Origin of the sequence: Candidatus Microthrix subdominans, assembly GCA_016719385.1 — a bacterium.
GTDB classification, from domain to species: domain Bacteria; phylum Actinomycetota; class Acidimicrobiia; order Acidimicrobiales; family Microtrichaceae; genus Microthrix; species Microthrix subdominans.
In genome coordinates this window covers 945,183-963,124 of record JADJZA010000001.1, presented here as the reverse complement: position 1 = coordinate 963,124, position 17,942 = coordinate 945,183, and the positions used below count along the sequence as shown (strand labels likewise).

The window sequence follows — 17,942 nt, the reverse complement described above, 5'->3', positions numbered from 1 at the left end:
TTTGCCCCGAGGCAGTAACCTTGCGCTTCTTATGACTGACAGCTCTTACCTTTCGGCCATCCGCGAGCGGGTCGTCGTGTTCGACGGCGCCTCGGGGACCTGGTTGCAGGGGCACGATCTGGGGCCCGACGACTTCGGGGGCGATGCGCTGGAGGGCTGCAACGAGATCCTCTGCGACACCCGTCCCGAGTTGATCACCCAGATGCACCGGGAGTACCTGGAAGCCGGGGCGGACGCCATCGAGACCAACAGCTTCGGTGCCTTCGGCGTGCCGTTGCGCGAGTACGACATCGCCGACCGGGCCCACGAGCTGTCGCTGAAGGCGGCGCAGCTGGCTCGTGCCGCAGCCGATGAGTTCTCGACCGACGAGCGTCCCCGCTGGGTGGGCGGATCGATGGGCCCCGGCACCCAGTTCGCCACCCTGGGCAACATCTCCTACGAGGACCTGCGGGCCAGCTACTACCAGTCCGCCCTGGGCCTCATCGAGGGCGGCATCGACCTGTACGTCATCGAGACCCAGTTCGATCTGCTGGGGGCCAAGGCGGCGATGACCGCCTGCCGGGACGCCATGGCCGAGGTGGGTCGTGAGGTCCCGATCCAGGTGCAGGTGACCATCGAGCTCACCGGGCGCATGCTGCCCGGCACCGAGATCTCTGCGGCGCTGGTTGCGCTCGATGCGATGGGTCCCGACGTCATCGGCATCAACTGCGCTACCGGCCCGGTGGAGATGGCCGAGCACGTGCGCCACCTGGCCCAGACCAGCCGGGTGCCCATCGTCGTCATGCCCAACGCCGGGTTGCCCTCGGTCGTCGACGGCAAGATGCACTACGACCTCACCGCCGAGCAGTTCGTCGAGCACCAGACCCGCTTCGTCGAGGAGCTGGGCGTCAGCGTCGTCGGCGGCTGCTGCGGCACCACGCCCGAGTACATCCGCGGTCTTGCCGAGGCGGTCGGCGGCCGCAAAGTCGACTGGAAAGAGGGCGAGTTCGAGCACGGCGCCACCTCGATCTACAGCCTGGTGCCCTTCGAGCAGGACGCCAGCTTCATGATCATCGGCGAGCGCACCAACGCCAACGGCTCCAAGCGGTTCCGCGAGGCGCTGCTCGAGGGCGACTACGACACCTGCGTCAAGATGGCCAAGGACCAGGTGAAGGAGGGTGCCCACGTCCTCGACGTGTGCGTCGACTACGTCGGCCGCGACGGCGTCGCCGACATGGAGGAGATCGCCAGCCGCTTCGCCACCCAGTCGACCGCACCGCTGGTGTTGGACTCGACCGAGCCCGAGGTGATGGAGGCCGGCCTGCGCTGGATGGGCGGTCGGGCCATCCTCAACTCGGCCAACCTGGAGGACGGCGAGGCCGAGGGCAGCCGCCTCGACCGGGTGATGAAGCTGGCCGGTCAGTACGGCGCGGCGGTCATCTGCCTCTTGATCGACGAGAAGGGCCAGGCCCGCGACGTCGAATGGAAAGTGCAGATCGCTCACCGCATCCACGACCTGGCGATCAACCGCTACGGGCTGGAGTCGTCCGACCTGATCTTCGATGCCCTCACCTTCCCGCTGTCGACCGGCGACGACGACCTGCGCGGCGACGCGATGGCCACGATGGATGCGATCACCCGCATCAAGGCCGAGCTGCCGGGCGTGCACACGGCCCTCGGCGTTTCCAACGCCAGCTTCGGCCTCAACCCCGCCGCCCGTCACGTGCTCAACTCGGTGTTTCTCAGCGAGTGCGTCAAGGCCGGACTGGACTCGGCGATCGTTCACGCAGCCCGCATCATGCCGCTGGCCAAAATCCCCGAGGAGCAGAAGGAGGTGGCGCTCGACCTCATCTACGACCGTCGGGGCGCCGAAGGCACGCTGTCGGACGGCGACAAGGACTACGACCCGCTGGTGAAGCTGCTCGAGATCTTCAGCGACGTCAGCGCCGCCGAGGCCGTCGTGGAGGACCGCACCGACTGGACGCTGGAGGACATCCTCAGCCACCGCATCATCGACGGCGACAAGGAGGGCCTCACCGAGGACCTCGACAAGGCGATGGCCCAGGGCATCGCACCGCTGGCCATCATCAACGACATCCTGCTGGCCGGCATGAAGATCGTCGGCGAGCGCTTCGGTGCCGGCGAGATGCAGCTGCCGTTCGTGCTGCAGTCGGCCGAGACGATGAAGGCCTCGGTCGCCCACCTCGAGCCGCACATGGAGAAGGACGAGAACGACACCGGCAAGGGGTCGATCGTGCTGGGCACCGTCAAGGGCGACGTGCACGACATCGGCAAGAACCTGGTCGACATCATCCTCACCAACAACGGCTACACCGTGCACAACATGGGCATCAAGGTGCCGATCACCGAGATGATCGAGAAGGCGCTGGAAACCAAGGCCGACGCGATCGGCATGTCCGGCCTGCTCGTGAAGTCCACGCTGATCATGCGCGACAACCTGCTCGAGCTGGCCAGCCGCAACCTGGAGCGCATCCCGGTGATGCTCGGCGGCGCCGCCCTCACCCGGGCCTACGTGGAGCGTGACCTGCGCGAGAACCATCCCGGCAGGCTGTTCTACGGCAAGGACGCCTTCGAGGGCCTGCACACGATGGACCGCCTCATGAAGATCAAGGCCGAGGGCGAGACCGACGAGGACAAGGGGTGGGGCATCGAGCCGTCAGGCCGTGAGATCCCCGGGCTGTCGGCCCGCCTGGCCGCAAGGGCCGGCGAAGGCCCCGATGCGCCCACCGACCTGCCCGCCCGCTCCCCCGAGGTGGCGACCGACAACCACGTGTTCGTCCCGCCGTTCCTCGGTACCCGAGTGGTGAAGGGAATCCCGATCGACGACATCGCCGGCTGGGTCAACGAGACCGCCCTGTACCGCAACCAGTGGCAGTTCCGCCCCGAGGGCGACGAGGACGACGCCGCGTTCAAGGAGCGGGTGCGCAACCGCTTCCGCTCCGAGCTGGCCGACGCCCGCGAACAGGACCTGCTCATCCCCACGGTCGCCTACGGATTCTTCCCGGCCAACGGCGACGGCGACGACCTGGTGATCTGGACCGACGAGAACCGCAACGTCGAGCGTGCCCGCTTCCCGCTGCCCCGCCAGACCAAGTCGCCGTACCTGTGCATCGCCGACTTCTTCCGCTCGGTCGAGTCCGGCGAGCCCGACTACGTGGCCGCCCAGATCGCCACGATGGGCTCCAAGGTGTCAGAGCGCACGGCCGAGCTGTTCGCCGCCGACAAGTACACCGAGTACCTGTTCCTCCATGGCCTCGGCGTCGAGATGGCCGAGTCGCTGGCCGAGCGCTGGCACCGCCGCATCCGCGAGGAGTGGGGCTTCGCCGACGAGGATCCGCACTGGGCCGGCCAGACCCCCGACAGGACCGCCCTCACCGGCCTGTTCCGCCAGAAGTACCGGGGAGGCCGCTACAGCTTCGGCTACCCCGCCTGCCCCGACCTGGAGGCCAACGCCATCCTCGGCGAGCTCCTCGGCGCCGAGGCGATCGGCATCGAGTGCAACGAGGACACCGGCTGGCAGTACCACCCCGAGCAGACCACGTCGGCGATCATCTGCCACCACCCCCAGTCCAAGTACTTCGTCGCTCGCTGACCGGCCGACCCCAACAGACGAACGATCCCCCTCGACAGGCTGGCCTACAAACCGGAAACCCTCCGGCGCTGCGGCCGAGGTACACGTCTTCCCCGAGACCGGGGACGCCCTCGGGTCGTCATCTGTCGCCTCCTGCTCTTTCGAAACGACGGAACGCCCGGCAAGGCGTGGCGCTGCTCAGATCGGTCGGCGACCATTCTAAGCATCTGTAGGTGGTCGCGTCAGGGCGGCCGCCAAGCATGCACGGTGGATGGCCGTGAGGCAGAGCCAGGGATATGTGCACGGTGAAAGCCGCAGCGACCACTCACCTCGGATCCATCCAGAGATGAAAGCGTACGAATCACTCGACGCGGAGCTACGGGAGTTCGACCGTCGTGCCATTCGAGACCTGCCACTTCTTCTCCGTCGTGTTCGCTTTACGGGTGCGCCAACGGCACGCGCAGGCAGCTCTTCGACAGCACCACTGGCTTCGCTGCCCAGGGCTTCGCTGCCGACGGATTCGTCGCCGATCGTGCCAGCCGTCGGCGCCACCCGAATTCAGCCCTTCGGTTAACTTGGACCATGGCTATACCGGCACACATCAAAGCGTTGCTTGACGGCCCAGCGGATTGGAATGACCTCCGTGTGGGGGTCTCCAAGCCCGACCTATCCACTTCGAAATTGGCTGGCGCGAACCTTCGCGATATGAACTTGCGTGACGCAGACCTTCACGGGGCAGACCTTCACGGGGCAGATCTGCGGGGAGCAGATCTGCAAGGAGCGAGTCTGCGCGGGGCCAACTTAGGCGTCGCAAACTTGTCGGAAGCCCATCTAGTCGGCGGGTCGCTGGCCGGAGCGTATCTGGGCGGATCAACCCTCAGCGGAGCGAACCTGAGCCGGGCAGACCTTGGGAGCGCGAATCTCTACAAGGCCCACCTGACCGGCGCGAAGCTGTCCGGGGCAAACCTCCACGGCGCCAACCTCCAAGGAGCGACGCTGAATAGCGCGAACCTGCCCGGGGCCAATCTGTCTGGGGCCAACCTGCGCGAGGTCAACGCAGCCGGCGCCAACTTGGACCGCACCAACCTGTTGGGCACCAACCTGTTGGGCGCCTACCTGGCTCGGGCTCGATTACGAGGTGTCACCTGGGACTCGTCGACAGAATGGCCCCTGGGATTTCGGCCACCAGCAGCACCTTCCGCCACGGCCCCCCCGGGCCAGAATTTCGAACGTGAGGCCCTTCCCTCCGTTGCAGAGTTGCGACCGATACGGGTAGACCGGCTCGATCTCGACGATCTCGCTGCACTGGGGAGAGACCTAGAACCCTTTTTGACCGACGTTCGGCAACGCCTGCATAATGATGAGTTCTCGGAGTTCGAGGCGCTGAGCGTCGAACACTCCCTGAACGGGCTCGACTCTGAGATGTGGCGAAACCCAGGCGAGCGGTCACCAGGGGTGATCGCAGGCCATACCGCACAACTGTTCCGCCTGGTCGGTGGACAATTGCCACCGCGCTCCGGAGCCAACGACGCTGCAACAGCGGCCGCCCGACAAGCCTTGGAATATGCGGGCCAACTCGACTCCGCCACCGCAGATGACTCAGCGTCCGAGGTTGAGGCAACAGTCGATGCGCTGACAGACGTAGTCGAGGCACTGATGGATGCCAAAGCCTCCGACGATGACACCGAGGACACACCTCACCCGATCGGCCAACCCGCCCACATGCGTGCATGGTCAAGGGTTCATCAAGCGCTCCGTTGGGGGATTGCACCCGGAGGTGCCGCTGGAGTCGGCGCCGCCACGAGCCAGCAACTCATCACAGCACTCTTCAAGGGATTCTCGCCAGCATGGGCCGCAGCCCTTGGTGCCGTAGCTGGCCTCGTTGCCAGCACCTTCTTTCCGTCACAGCAGGGCCCGATGGCCCCCCAAGCTCCGACTACGAGAGGCCCGCAGTGACGCCATCCTAGTGTTTCAGCCCGTTCACGAAGCATGGCGACCGGACCCCAGCACCCACAATCCGTAGAGGTCCCCGCCGCCGAACCCAGAGATATCCGGGCCTGAAAACGGGAACATGATCTGTCGAGCATCCTGCACGTGGCCGAGATTCATCGCGTGCCCGAGCTCGTGAAGCAGCACATTTCCAACGCCTTGAGGCCCGAAGCCTTCGTCGTAGTCGAGGAAGGCACGGACGGTTGCCACCCCGCCAGACAGAACGGCACCGGTGCTCCGCGGGCCGCCGAGTCCAATGACCTTGCCCTCCACCATGCGCCCGCTGTCGTCCTCCTCGGGGAAAATCCATCCGATCCAGAGACCCCTCAGATGCTGGTCGAACCCCGGAAAACGATCGTCCATTCCTGCGTACTTGAAGCGAAAGCCCGTGGCGTCCGCGATGCGCTGGAGACACTCGCGCACCAACTTCAGTCCATCGGCAGGCCCGCCGGTCTCCCGAACCTTGAAGGGGATCGGCTCACCTAGGTCGAATCGGTGTGGCTGACCATCGACCTGGATCATAAAGTCGTACGGTCCGTCAGGGCTCGGCGGGATGATCGCGCCCGAGGGGTTGACGAAGGTCCCGACTGGAAAGGTGTCGATCGGCTCGATCACTCGTTGACGGAGCGAATCCATGACATCATCGCTGACGCGAGGAACCGGAGTGTTTCGCCGCTCTGCCGACGGCCTAAAGCGTGTTGGATCCACCTCGCGTGCGGCGTCAGCTGAGAGAAGGGCGCTTCGCTCTCGGTCGATACTTCCAAACTCGATGGCGACCGTCTGGAGCATCAACCGTTGTTCTTCCCTCCGAGCGACACGGACTGCAACCCCTTCGTGCTCGGCCAAGCCGGCTGCGACTATTGACTGAGGGCCAATGCGTGCGGCCGTCGTCACCGCCACCTGTTCTCGGTGGAAGCCCGCCAAGTTCGTCCGGATGAACGGCACCTCATTCTGTTCGTAGGCTTCAGCGAGGAAGCGCACGCCCGCAGAGGCGTCTGTAGCCGCTGGCGCCCTGAGGTTGACCAGACCATCGATCAGCTCATCGGGTGGTTGCTCCGCTAGCCATCTGAATCCTTCACCCGCCCACTTCACCCTCACCTCACTGCGTCGAGCAGCATTCTGAGCGTCCTGCAAGAGTGCGGTGCGAGCGGTGTCGGTCATGTCCGGCGGGCTGTCATCGGCGTCGGGGTTGGCACGCTCACGGACGATGCTCTTCTGATCAGCGAACCTGTCCATCGACGCGTCCAGCAAGTCGTCGAAAGCAGCCCTCAACCAACCCGGGACGAACTTCTGTTGACGAAGCCCCGCAGTCAGCCGCCGAATTCTGGGTTCGCCCACCGCACCGATTGCGACCTGATGGGAATGCAACTCCTGCAAGGAAACCGCTCCGGCGGCAGGCTCCGATTCGAATGGTCCACCGAGCGGTTGAGCGACGAAGGCCCTCAGCCCTCCTGACCATTCCACAAAGATCTCATAGACATGGTACAGCCGAACGAGTTCGGCGACCGACAGGTAGATAGCCCGCGACGCGAAGCTCCGCTCCGACTCCCCCTTCGGGAGCCGGACGCTCCGTTCCCAGCGGCGTCGGATCCAACGTGCTGCCCAAGCCGTCAGCGAAATCAAACAGCCGATGACGTAGACGGTCACCAGCGCGACCAGCACGGCACCAGCCAGCGGGAGCAACACCAGCGCCATGATGCCGACGACCGCTACAACGAGCGCCGCCACCGGCCGCCAAATCCGTCGTAAGACGCCCCGTCGACGGTGCTTGGATGGGTCGTCGCCAGGGGCCGCTGGGCCTCCATCCGACATCGCTTTAAAGAACGACGTCGACCGCTGCTGTGCGAGGTCGATCTCGGAAAGGATCCGTTTCGACACCTGTCCCACAAACGACGACCCGAGCTGGCTCTGAACAGTCCGCAAGCGATCCAGCTGCTGGGTCGTCAGCTTGATCAGGCGGTCGCGTTCCTCAGGGTCGTCCGGCAGTTCGGTGCCAGCCGGAAGGGCTCGAGCTGCCTCAAGCCGGAGTTCTGCTGCCGAAGCAACCGCGGGCGCGGCGGCGCGGCTGTGGGCCCAACGAGCGAGACCAAACAGAACCAGCGAGGCGATTGCCGCCCCGGCCGCCGCTGGCGCCCGTTGTGATTCAGTCGCTTCCCACCCAAACCATGCCCACACCCCCGCCCCGGCGGTCAGGAGGCCGCAAATCACGAGCAATGGCGCCAGTTTCCCCTTGATTCCCCCTGAGGTTGCTGCTCGCCCGGAGGTTGCTGCCTCCCCCGCTTGGGGCATGCCGATCATCAGGAAACGGAGGTAGGCCGCAACGAGGTCGACCACGTCGGCGAGTCCAGCAGCATCACCTGGCCGCAACAGCTCGTCAGGAGGCATCAGGGTGGAGCGAAGCTCTTCGTTGAGGAGATGAGGCCCGATATCTGGCCCCATCACTACGTCGGGCGTTCTGGCCAACGGCCGCCTGGATGGCGCCGCGCCGGCAGCAACCCCGGGAAGTTGTCCGCTATCGAGGAGACCAAACGCAATTGACCGGAAGTCCGACCAGTCCTGTTCACAGTCGCCGGGGCCTTGCACATCGCTGTATCCCTCGAACCAGGTGACGAAGGTGTCCCGGAGCGTTGGCATCGAACCCAACCCGTGGTCGTCCCCGACTTCGATCTCGTGAAACCTGTCCCTACTTAGGGTCAGTCTGTACCTGGCGTCCTCACCAAAGATGACGCGGTCGGCCTTGTGAGCGAGCCGATCTTTGGCTCGAGCAACGTTGTTTTCAACGCTCTTCTCTACTTCGCGTGGCAGGTCGCGACGGAGAAACTTCAAAATCATGCGAAGCGTTCCCATTAGCCCGCTCCACTCGGGTCGTGGAGGAGGCGGCGGCTTGGGGTCGGCAAAGCGGAAAGGGTGCTCACGCAGAGGATCGGAAATCCAAGCATCGACGATGCTCTCGCTCCATGTGGCGACCGTCGCATCCTGAGCCGTCGCAACCTGCAGCCCATCTCGGAGGACCACCAAATCATCCGGCGCGCCGTCATGTAGGGCGCCCCGCACAGCCCGCTCAGCGATACGGTCAACCATCAAGGTCCGGCTGAATGAACGGGCCACCAGCAGCTGAGATTCGGTTCCGTCGTGTTCACCAACCGGTATGGGCACCTCCCCCTGCGCTACCCACAGCCCGCAAACGCTGAGGACCGAAGCGGCGGCATGCGCGACGTACCGGTCTCCCACCTCGATCGTCACCACCCCGGAGGGTGAGTGGTCCTCTGGCGACACGAGCACGTTTCGCCAACCCTGCCGACAGGACAACTGCGTCAGGGTCGGCGACTCGGGGTCCTCCGTAGGGATGTGGAGCGTCACGAGCTCAGGCGATTGTCCCTTGCCGATGACGCGCAGCCGGTGCTCCAGACGCTCGAGCCGTGGGTCCTCTCCGTCAACGGCATCGTCGCCGGGGACGAGCAGCCGGACAAACCAGACCTGTTCTCCGCGTTCACGGAGCGCCAGGTGTTCGTCCAGCGAACGAATGTCCAGCCCGTCGTCAATCCGCTGGCACGGCGGCGACTCCTCATCAAGGTCGTCGCCCCATATCCAGTAGAACGGACGTGCCAGATGCCCGGCTACCAACTGGGAGAGTTCCTCGTGAACCCAGCGCGCAACCTGGCCGTTTCCAGCGATGACAACGACCGTGCCCATCACAAGCGAATCCCCCGTTCCCTCGTCGAGAACGAGGCATTTGCCCAGGTTCTTGCAGCCTCCGCCAGCAATGGAGCGAAGTCGGCCCTACGGGCGACGTAGCCTTCGCCTTCGCTTAGCGAGATCTCGGCCATCTCCTCGCCGAGCTGCGCATCGATCCACTTCTTAAACTGGTCCCGACGCTCACCGTCAGAGTCAGCCTCACCGGCACCGACAACGCCGAGTCCCCCGGACGGCAACGTACCGTTGGCGATCCACTTCTGGCACGCACCATCGATGTCGCCCATCTCATAGAGAACATCGAAGGCTCGGAGCGAGTCTTCTGCTTGCCCGGTTTCTGCGTGGCGCAGCAGTTCCATGCCAAAGGCTTCCATGGCGACGTGGAAGTACTCACGGCTATCGTGCGCAGCCCCCTCGGGGCCGCGAACGGGGAGGGTCCGCCAGCGGTCGCCGTCGAGTAGCTCGGCCCCGTCGCTGGACGGGATCTCGCGAACTAGTCCAGCAAATCGGGCCCACTGCCAACCTCGGGCCATCTGCACGATTCCACGACGGGAGATGGGGATCGTCTCGGTACGGGAACGAGCGCGTCGTGCAAAATCGAACGGATTGTCCCGGTCCCCGGAGCGGAGCCACTCCTGATACACCCCCGACCTGAACCCGGGCATGACCGCTGGGTGCACCGGGGCCGACGATGTGAAGATGGACACCGACCGGATTCGATCCTCCGCCAACTCTGCCACCGCGCCCTTGGCAAAGTACTGTCCGACGTTGGCTGGCGGCACCCCGGTGCTGATCAACACCTCCTCGGCCTTCTGTCGCCCTCGGGTGCCCTGCGGGATCGGCAGCGGGGTCATGGTCATTCCGCTCTCACCGGGTCGTTCTTCGTACAGCCGACCGAGCGAACTCGGGTCGGTCTCAGCCAACGGGCTCGAAAGCAGGATCGCGTACTTCAGACGATTGCCGAAGTGATCGATCTGGTCGTCATCGGCTGTCTCCAGGAACCCGGCAAGGTCGGCGGACAGATATTGGCCCAACCCGCTGGTTGGGTCCTTTCGCATCCATTCCTTAGACCGACGTCGTAGGTCGCGCACGGACAGGCGGACGTGTTGGAGTGGCGTCTCGGCGGAGCGACCTCGCTGCCATTGCCACTCACCGAGTGCCAGCAGCTGAGAGTCTTCCTTCCGAGCGCCCCTCGCTGTCGCTTCGGGCATTTCGGCGTCGTCCAGCATGCGGCTCGACGCGTCAGACACCGGATCGGCGGTGTTTCCGATGGTGGCACGCAGGAGCTCGTCGAGAACTTCCGGATACTCGTCGACGTCAACCAGCAACACGTCGGTTGGGTTCGGGCGAAGCCGGTCCGCCACCGGCCCCGACGACAGGTCGCGAAAGTCCGCCGACTCGCGGTATTCGGTCAGACGGGCCATCTCGTTGGTGAAGAGCGACCGGAACGGTCGCAGGACATTGGTCACCAGATCCGACAACACCGAAACTGCGGTCTCATGCCGCGCCGCGCCAAGCTTCCCGCGGATCCCGAAGTCGAAGATGTAACTATACCGATCCTGCAGGGCCGAATGGTCGCCACGCACCTGGCTGCCGCCACGGAACCGCTTGCCACCTTCTTCGAGTCCCTGTTGAGCAGACCCGGCAGCACCCGCCGACTGGTCGAGGCGGACCTGCCGTTCGCTCGGCAGCTCGTGGGTCAACACATACGTGAGCTCCTCGTCGAGCCGCTTCAGTAATTCAAGAACCACCCACCCGCCGCGCCGTCGCACGTAGTTGCTCACCACCTCGCTAAACGTTGCCGGGAACTGCTCCGAGAAACGCCGTGCGTTGGCGTCGAACAAGAGGCTCATCTGGGCTAGGAAGTCCCCCTCCCGGGTGTCGCTCAGCCGAGCGACACGCTTCACCCACGCAGCCGGCGAGAGCATCTCAGCACCGTCGACTCCGCTGTTGGCGAGGACCTCCTGTCGGAACGCTAACGCATGACCTTCAAACTCATCGGTCGGGCACACCGCCTCCAACATGTCATTGCTCTCTTCACCCCGCTCATTCAGCCCCAGATCGGTGATGAACTGCCGGATCAGCTGCCCCTGGTTGGCCTCGACGACGTGCTGGACGTCCTCCTCCCGGGTTCGGTCGACGCTCGCTGTAGTGTCCACTTCGCCGAGCACCTGGCGGGCCTGACCCTTGTGTGCCAGCACGACGTGGTTGATCGCCGACCGGCACAGGCGATCGGAGGCAAACTCCTCGAACCGCTCGCGTCCGAGCCCAAACCGGCAGAACCCGAACGACGCCGTCGGCACCGGCTCCCTGAGCATCAGGGGTCGGAGCCTGGCCGACGATGCCCCAAAGTTGCCGGTGATGTGGCTGTTGTAGTTGGTCGCAAAGCTGTCGTCGAGCGCCAGCTGGGCCAGCAACTCACCGACCGCAGCGAACACAGCGTTGGGCTCGGTCAGCGTCAGGTTGCTGTTGCCACGTCCGATCAGAAAGTTGTAGCTGGCACCCCGTCGATCCAACCCATCGACCGCGATGCCGGCGCCCTTATGATGCGGCAGGCTGGGCGAAGTATCCCATGCCGCGTTCAACAGCTCGCTGATCGCCCAGTAGCTGTTGTGTTCCACCCCACTACGAGCAGCGGGGGGTAAGGCGTCGAACACGCTCGGAAGGTAGAGGATCGACGAGTGTGTGGTGGCCCAGGCATGCCCGATTGCGGTGCGAAGGAGGTCGGAGACATCGAGGAAGATGCCTGAACCCGAACCGCCAGCGACCGACCCGACCACTACCACCAACGGGTCCTCCTCGTCACCACCTCCGCCCATCAGTTGGCACAGATCGGTGAACTGCTTATTGGAGTCGGTGCTGGTGAGGCTCTCGACCGAGTTATCGAACGCTTGCCGGACGCTCGTCATCTCATCGACCAACACGGTCCGGCCGACCGCCCGAAACTGCCCAGCGCCGAGCCACGGGGCTTGCCAAACGCTCGAAACGTCGGGACGCCAGGTCGCAAACTCGCGGTTTCCACGAGCCTGCATCAGGCTGGCGTCATAGTCGCGGTATGGCTTGCCCTGCGGAGCAATGCCGAAGTACTCCCGCCGGTGAACGAGATCGGAGCTCAGCGCCTCGTCGGTCTCGGTGGCGGGGGGGAGGTCCAGGTTGAGCAAGCTCCACCCTGACGGGAAGTGTCCGCGATAGTTCAAAGATTCGAGGCGCCGTTCCAGGGTCGCCTTCGCATATCGGAGGGTACGCGCCCCCGAACCCCCGACGCCGATTAGCCATACCTTTCTTGGCATATTTCTTCACCTTTCCCTGTGAGCTTGCGGATTCGAACTGTTGGGTGACGAGCTACGCCGGCGGAGGCGTTAAATCAAGATCTTGCGACGGCTCGTCGTCGCCACCACCTCGCGTGTGTGATCGATCGATCGCAGCTTTGAAGCGGTCGGCGATTCCGCTGCGGGTGTCTTGATCCGGCGGCAAGTGGCTCACCGCAGTTTTGATGCGGGAGGTCGTCAGTCCGTGGCGAAGCTGGGCGGCAAGCTTCTCGACCGGTTGTTCCAAACCCGGTCCGGATGCAGCGAAGGCGATCAGCAGGCCGTCGACCTTGATCGGGTCATCCTCGACCTCGCCGGGCGCGGCGTGAGTGACGACCAGCGCCCACCCACCGAGGAGTTCGAGCGGCACACACCCCGAGGTTCTGCGACCACGTCGAGAGACCAATCCGTCGTGGCTACCCACCACCTCGCCCAGATCAGAGCGCACCTGGGCTTGAGGTAGCCCAAACAAACGCGGTTTGGCTACGACGTTCACGCGTTCGCCCGCCAACACGCCATCACGCTTGCGCAAGGACTCCTTCACATAGGACGAGAAGTCCGCGGGTACCGGTGATACCAGGCCTTCAACGACCGAACCATGCAGTTGGAGTTCTTGCGGGATCGCCGCAAACAACACCGTGGTTTGCAGGTCTGAGGAGAGCCTGCCGGTTCGGCGAGCGACGATGTACAACACCAACAGGCCGAGGAGCATCACGCCCATCACGATGCCGACCAGGATCAGAATCGCCACGGCTTGGCAGGTCGCCTCGCTCCCAGCGAAGGAGATCGGCACTTGAACCCGACGAACCCCCTCCTCAGAGCTCGACCGAAGTTCGATCTGGAGGAAGCCGTCGTACTCACCCGACCGAACATCGTCGACCACGATGCCAACATCGACCTCCGCCGGCTTTCCCGCCGTCAGCTCCGAGCATGTCGACGGCTCCAAGCCGTCGACAACGGCATCTTCGGGCACCTCGCTCATCTGGACCGACTTCAGACAGATCTCGCCGCCCTCGTTTCCCGCAAGCGCCTTGAGGGTGCCACGGGCAATCGGTTCGCCGTCACTCCCGCCACTCACGCCGGAGAGCCGTAGCCCGCCGGGGGGCACATCGAGGACTCGAAAGCCTTCGCTACGAAGCAGCACCGAAGTAGTGGCCCGGCCGTCCGGGCGGAGAACCTCCGTCGGGGGTGTCCCAACCGGCGGGAACGCCCCAGTCACCGTGAATTCGGCTGTGACCGCCGCTTGCTCCAGATCTGGAACCGCTGGCACCGTGAGCTCGACCGTGCCATCGGCGTTCGGGCCCGCGCTCGTCGACGACATCTCGGAGGACTGTCCCGGCACGACGACGCGCCCGTCGACGTCGACCGTTCCGGCCACTTCGGCCAACGTGATCGGCAGCCCATCACCGACGATGAACTGGCCGGTCACCCGGCCGGGCTGGCCGATGGTCCACTCTGCCCATCAGGAAGCTCGAGTGAGAGGTTCGAGTTGACGGCCGCGACTAGGCCGACGCCGCTGTCTTTCGCCGCTGCCAGCGTCCACTGTCCGACCTGCGCGTCTCCGGCCTGATCGAAGTCGATCGTCAAGGTGGCGAGCTTGGCGGATTGGGGTCGCACACGTGCTTGTCCGCCCAGGACGCTAAAGGACGTCTCCTTGCTGAGCGGAACCGCTTCGACCCGCCCCGTAGGATCGGTCACTTCAAGCTTGCCATCGGGCGTCGCCAGCACTGTCTGCACCACGATCGACTCGACCGTCCGGTCAACGGTCAGGGGGTCTGACAGCACGCAGTGCTGAATCATGCAGAAGATCTTGATCACTATCTCGCCGAAGTCGTCTGCCGTGACGACGGCGCCGAACTTCCCGGAATCTGGGTTGCCACAGCTGAACCCGCCGCCCTGCCCCATCGCCAAGGCGTTGAAGAAGTCAACCGGAGCCACATTCTCAAGTTCGGCGTCGGGATGAATGTCCTTTTTGAGCTGAAGACCCATTCCCAACGTGACGGTCTCGGTGCTTCGCAGTTGGTCGGCCAGGCCACCCGGACGACAAAGCTCCTTCAAGCCAATCTGCACCGCCTCCCTTTGGCCTTTCAGCGACGTGAGCGACACCGACTCCGCATACGGCTTCCTGTCGGTGCGGGTTCCCAAGGAATATTCACCATCGCTGAGGATGACCATCAGCCGGCAGGCCTCGCCGGCCGCAGAAGTTGCGGCTGCGCGCTGATCCAATGCGTCCTGAGCTCCTTGCAACGCCAGGACATAGTCGGTGTCGATCGCCTTGTTCCGGTCCCTGAAGCCTTCAGCGACACCAGCTAGTTCGGGAGTATCCGTCTCGTTGACCGTGACCCAATCCGTCGCCGGAAGGTATTCCTCACCGAAGCCAGCAACCAAGACATCAACGTCCAAGCTCGTTCCCCCGGTTGTCACCAGTTGGGAGAGCGTGTCCAACACCGAATCGAGCGCACCAACGCGCTCATTGTCCGGGTCGGTTGCAGCGCGCACCCCGTAGCCCTTGAGGCTCGCCGATTCATCGACCAGCACAACCGCCATCAATCGCTTCTTCTGAACAAAGCAATCCTGAAGCGTTGCAACACCACCTTCAGTCGGAACCTGCGACTCCGACGCTGCTGCGGAACTTCCCATCGAGATGACGCAGACCACCGCTACGGCGATGAGAAGCGCTCTTTGAATACGCCCGTCGGTCGCGGAAGCCCTCAGTTGCATGCCCGCGTCGCTATCTCACTGGCGATCGGCCACGTATGCAACGCTGCAAGGAGCAGGCTCGCTGATAGCAGTGTGACAACGGTGGGGTTGGTTCTCGTGGAGCGCACGAAGTTGGGATCGCTGGACATCCTCACGATGTGCTGTTTGAAGAACAGCAGAGCGAGCAGCCCGACAACGGCGAACGCAAAGCCGATCTGGTGGATGCGCAGTGACCCGCCGAGCACCAACAAGACCGCCGAGACACAGACGGGCAGAGCAGCTACAGCGAGCAGCAGGGAGCTGGCACGCGGCCCACTGACTTGGGCGCCGAAATCAAACTGATTCAACGGAACGAACTCTGTTCTCGGCGCCCGGTACCAAACGAGCTCACGTCTCGGGGTGCTGTCGAATTGACGGATCCACGATGCCTGACCACACGACCAACCATCACCTGTCCCCGAGCATGATCCGAGTATGTCGGGTGTCGCTGGGCACACCTGAACTGTAGGGCTCGGTTCGAGCTGGTAGCAAAACGTCACCGTCGAGCTACCGTGCGCGAGAAACCATGCGCACCCTGATCACAACCAGAGGCCGTTCGCCGGCCGCTGCGCCGCGTTTCGGGGTGCTCCCGCTCCGCCAGGTCCGCCCCCTATCGCTTCCGAGGGCCAAGATGGGGCCGGCCCCCACGCTTGAACATGAAGATGCGAGACGTAGGCTGAACGAGATACTGTCGGCGTTCATGCAAATCCAGCAGGAACGATTGCGCTGACCATGCATTCAGACCGAAAACCGGTGGATGCAGCGCAGGTGCCATCTACTGAGCTGCCGACTTTGACCCGACGGGCCGGCAAGCCATGGTCGGCGCGAACCACCCGATTGTTCTGCAGCGGAACAATGATGTTGTTCGGCCTGGCCCTTCCGTGGTTGGGTCCTTCGGTGCTGACCAGCCCGGGCGTCATCTACCTCTGGGAGGTTCCGGTCGCAGCAGCGATAGCGATGGCAGCGGCAGCTGCGATCGGTGTAACGGCGGTAGCACCAGTTGCTGCTGCCTCGCCTGACGGCCCTCCAATTGCCAAGAGCCGGACGGTCACGATTGCAGCGCTGGTGGCCGCGTCAATAGTGCTGGGTACCAACATCGTCGCCGAGTTGTTTTCAGTGGTTTCGATCGGCCGATCGGCTCTCGAGCTGTTCGATGGGGAGCCGTTGCGCCTACTTCCGGGTCCTGGCCAGCTCCTTTTTGCCGGCGCGGCCGGGGCGGCATTGATGAGCGGTGCCGGCCTACCCCCCATATCGACCTTGCGTGACCGCGTAGCCAGAGGGCGCATGGGCAGCTTGCGGGGTTGGACAGTTCTTGCTGGCGTGCTGTTGGTGGTGCTGTCGCGCCTCGATGCCTGGCTGACCGTCGGCAATTATTCCTTGACCGGAGCCGAGCTCCCAGTTCTGGGGCAGATCCTGGGCACCCTGACCTTGGGGATAGCGATCGCCGCCGCCTGGCTGATGTGGCGAGGAGGAGCGTGGCCCAGGTTGTTGGGCAGCTTCTGCGGGTTCTTCATCGCACTCCTAGCCGCTGGGACGATGCTTGTTAGCGGCTTTGTTGTCGGCCACCTACCTACCGACCGGATCGAGGCTCAACTGGTTTCAGTCCTGCCGGCCGAGCTCGGTGCGGACGCGGCCCATACGGCGGCCGACGAGATTCGAGACGCCGGTGCGGGGAACGGGCCGTTGTGGTCCCTCATTGGGATCGGCCTGCTTGCATCCGCAGCGGCGCTTCCCTCCCGCAGGCTCGCTAGTCGTCGAAGGTCCAGTGACTCGGCCGGCCCGTACCTGAAGACTGATACCACGGAGCAACAGCGATGACCGCTCTGACATGGGCGCTCAACGTCGTGGCTGTGGCGGGCGCTGCATGGGCGGTGACCTGGGGTTCCATCGGTTGGTCCGCCGGTCGCCGGGCCGGCGTCGACCCCGCAAAAGCAGCAGTGCTGTGTTGGCTCATCGGTCCGATCGGACTACCCATCCTCAAGAGATGGCAACGAGCTCGAACTGGTTCTGTTGCCTTTGCCGAACGCGTCGGGAAGGGCGCCCAACTCGGCGCCGCGGCGATCAGAAAGCCCGCTGAGCGGCGCAACAACGACCGGTAGATCAGCTGTCGTTGGCGGCTGACGGCAGACAAGCGCCCGCACGCTTGCGCAGCTCTACCGCTCGTGGGAAGCCAACACGATCAGCGCGTCGCCCTCGTTCAAGACGAACTCGGCACTCTTGGGCGGGTTGATCAATACTTCGTTACCGAGGGCCGCCTCATGCCGTTTCCGTCGGTATCCGATTGCAATCTCATCCCGACGCTGCGCTGCCAGCGTCAAAGTCGCAAAGGTAGCTGTGTGGTCGACTCGCCCATACCAGTGGATAGGCTTGCAGTAGATTTCAGTGCCTTCAGCATCCAAGAGGTCGTCGAACACCGGAGCAAGGTTGACATTCTCGGATACCTGGGTGAGGAACAGACTGCTCAAGTGCTCGGTGAGCACAAGCTGGTCCGACCAGTCCGCCGGCACCAGAGCAATATCGGCGGCGTCGAGCAACTCAGCGACCACATTGGTTTCCATGTTGGCCGTAGTGATGGCCCCGCCAATCTCCAGGAAGGCCATCAGTGTGCGGGCATCCGCATCGGTCGGAGTGAGAGAACCCCG

The 17,942-nt window shown here is 64.2% G+C and carries 9 protein-coding genes; 3 read left to right on the top strand and 6 right to left on the bottom strand.

Going from position 1 to position 17,942, the window contains the following annotated elements:
* Positions 1–31 precede the first annotated feature (31 nt).
* Positions 32–3,592: a methionine synthase gene (metH, locus tag IPN02_04480; protein ID MBK9296123.1), complete on the top strand. Its 3,561-nt coding sequence runs from the start codon at positions 32–34 to the stop codon at positions 3,590–3,592.
* Between the two features lie 684 nt (positions 3,593–4,276).
* Positions 4,277–5,527 carry a pentapeptide repeat-containing protein gene (locus IPN02_04475; protein ID MBK9296122.1) on the top strand — a complete coding sequence of 417 codons (1,251 nt, stop codon included), beginning with the start codon at positions 4,277–4,279 and terminating at the stop codon, positions 5,525–5,527.
* 24 nt (positions 5,528–5,551) lie between these two features.
* Here the strand turns inward: IPN02_04475 and IPN02_04470 are convergent, their stop codons facing one another.
* From IPN02_04470 to IPN02_04450, 5 genes are all read right to left on the bottom strand, one after another.
* Positions 5,552–9,253, bottom strand: coding sequence for a hypothetical protein (locus tag IPN02_04470; GenBank protein MBK9296121.1), 3,702 nt, complete (start codon positions 9,251–9,253; stop codon positions 5,552–5,554).
* Positions 9,253–12,543, bottom strand: coding sequence for a hypothetical protein (locus IPN02_04465; GenBank protein MBK9296120.1), 3,291 nt, complete (start codon positions 12,541–12,543; stop codon positions 9,253–9,255). Before IPN02_04465 ends, IPN02_04470 begins: the two co-directional genes overlap by 1 nt.
* A gap of 52 nt (positions 12,544–12,595) precedes the next feature.
* Entirely contained in the window at positions 12,596–13,312 is a 717-nt protein-coding gene (locus tag IPN02_04460; GenBank protein ID MBK9296119.1) for a hypothetical protein, read from the bottom strand.
* Positions 13,313–13,986: 674 nt separating this feature from the next.
* A complete protein-coding gene (locus IPN02_04455; GenBank protein ID MBK9296118.1) occupies positions 13,987–15,282 on the bottom strand; it encodes a hypothetical protein in 1,296 nt (431 codons plus the stop codon).
* Positions 15,273–15,608 (bottom strand): hypothetical protein, encoded by a 336-nt coding sequence (locus IPN02_04450; GenBank protein ID MBK9296117.1) that lies wholly within the window; start codon positions 15,606–15,608, stop codon positions 15,273–15,275. The genes IPN02_04455 and IPN02_04450 overlap by 10 nt, the downstream gene beginning before the upstream one ends.
* A 550-nt stretch (positions 15,609–16,158) precedes the next feature.
* Between IPN02_04450 and IPN02_04445 the strand changes: the two genes are divergently transcribed.
* Complete coding sequence (locus IPN02_04445; GenBank protein ID MBK9296116.1) at positions 16,159–17,118, top strand: hypothetical protein; 960 nt, start codon at positions 16,159–16,161, stop codon at positions 17,116–17,118.
* A gap of 335 nt (positions 17,119–17,453) precedes the next feature.
* Here IPN02_04445 and IPN02_04440 read toward each other — a convergent pair whose 3' ends face one another.
* Positions 17,454–17,900, bottom strand: coding sequence for a hypothetical protein (locus IPN02_04440; protein MBK9296115.1), 447 nt, complete (start codon positions 17,898–17,900; stop codon positions 17,454–17,456).
* Positions 17,901–17,942: the final 42 nt, after the last annotated feature.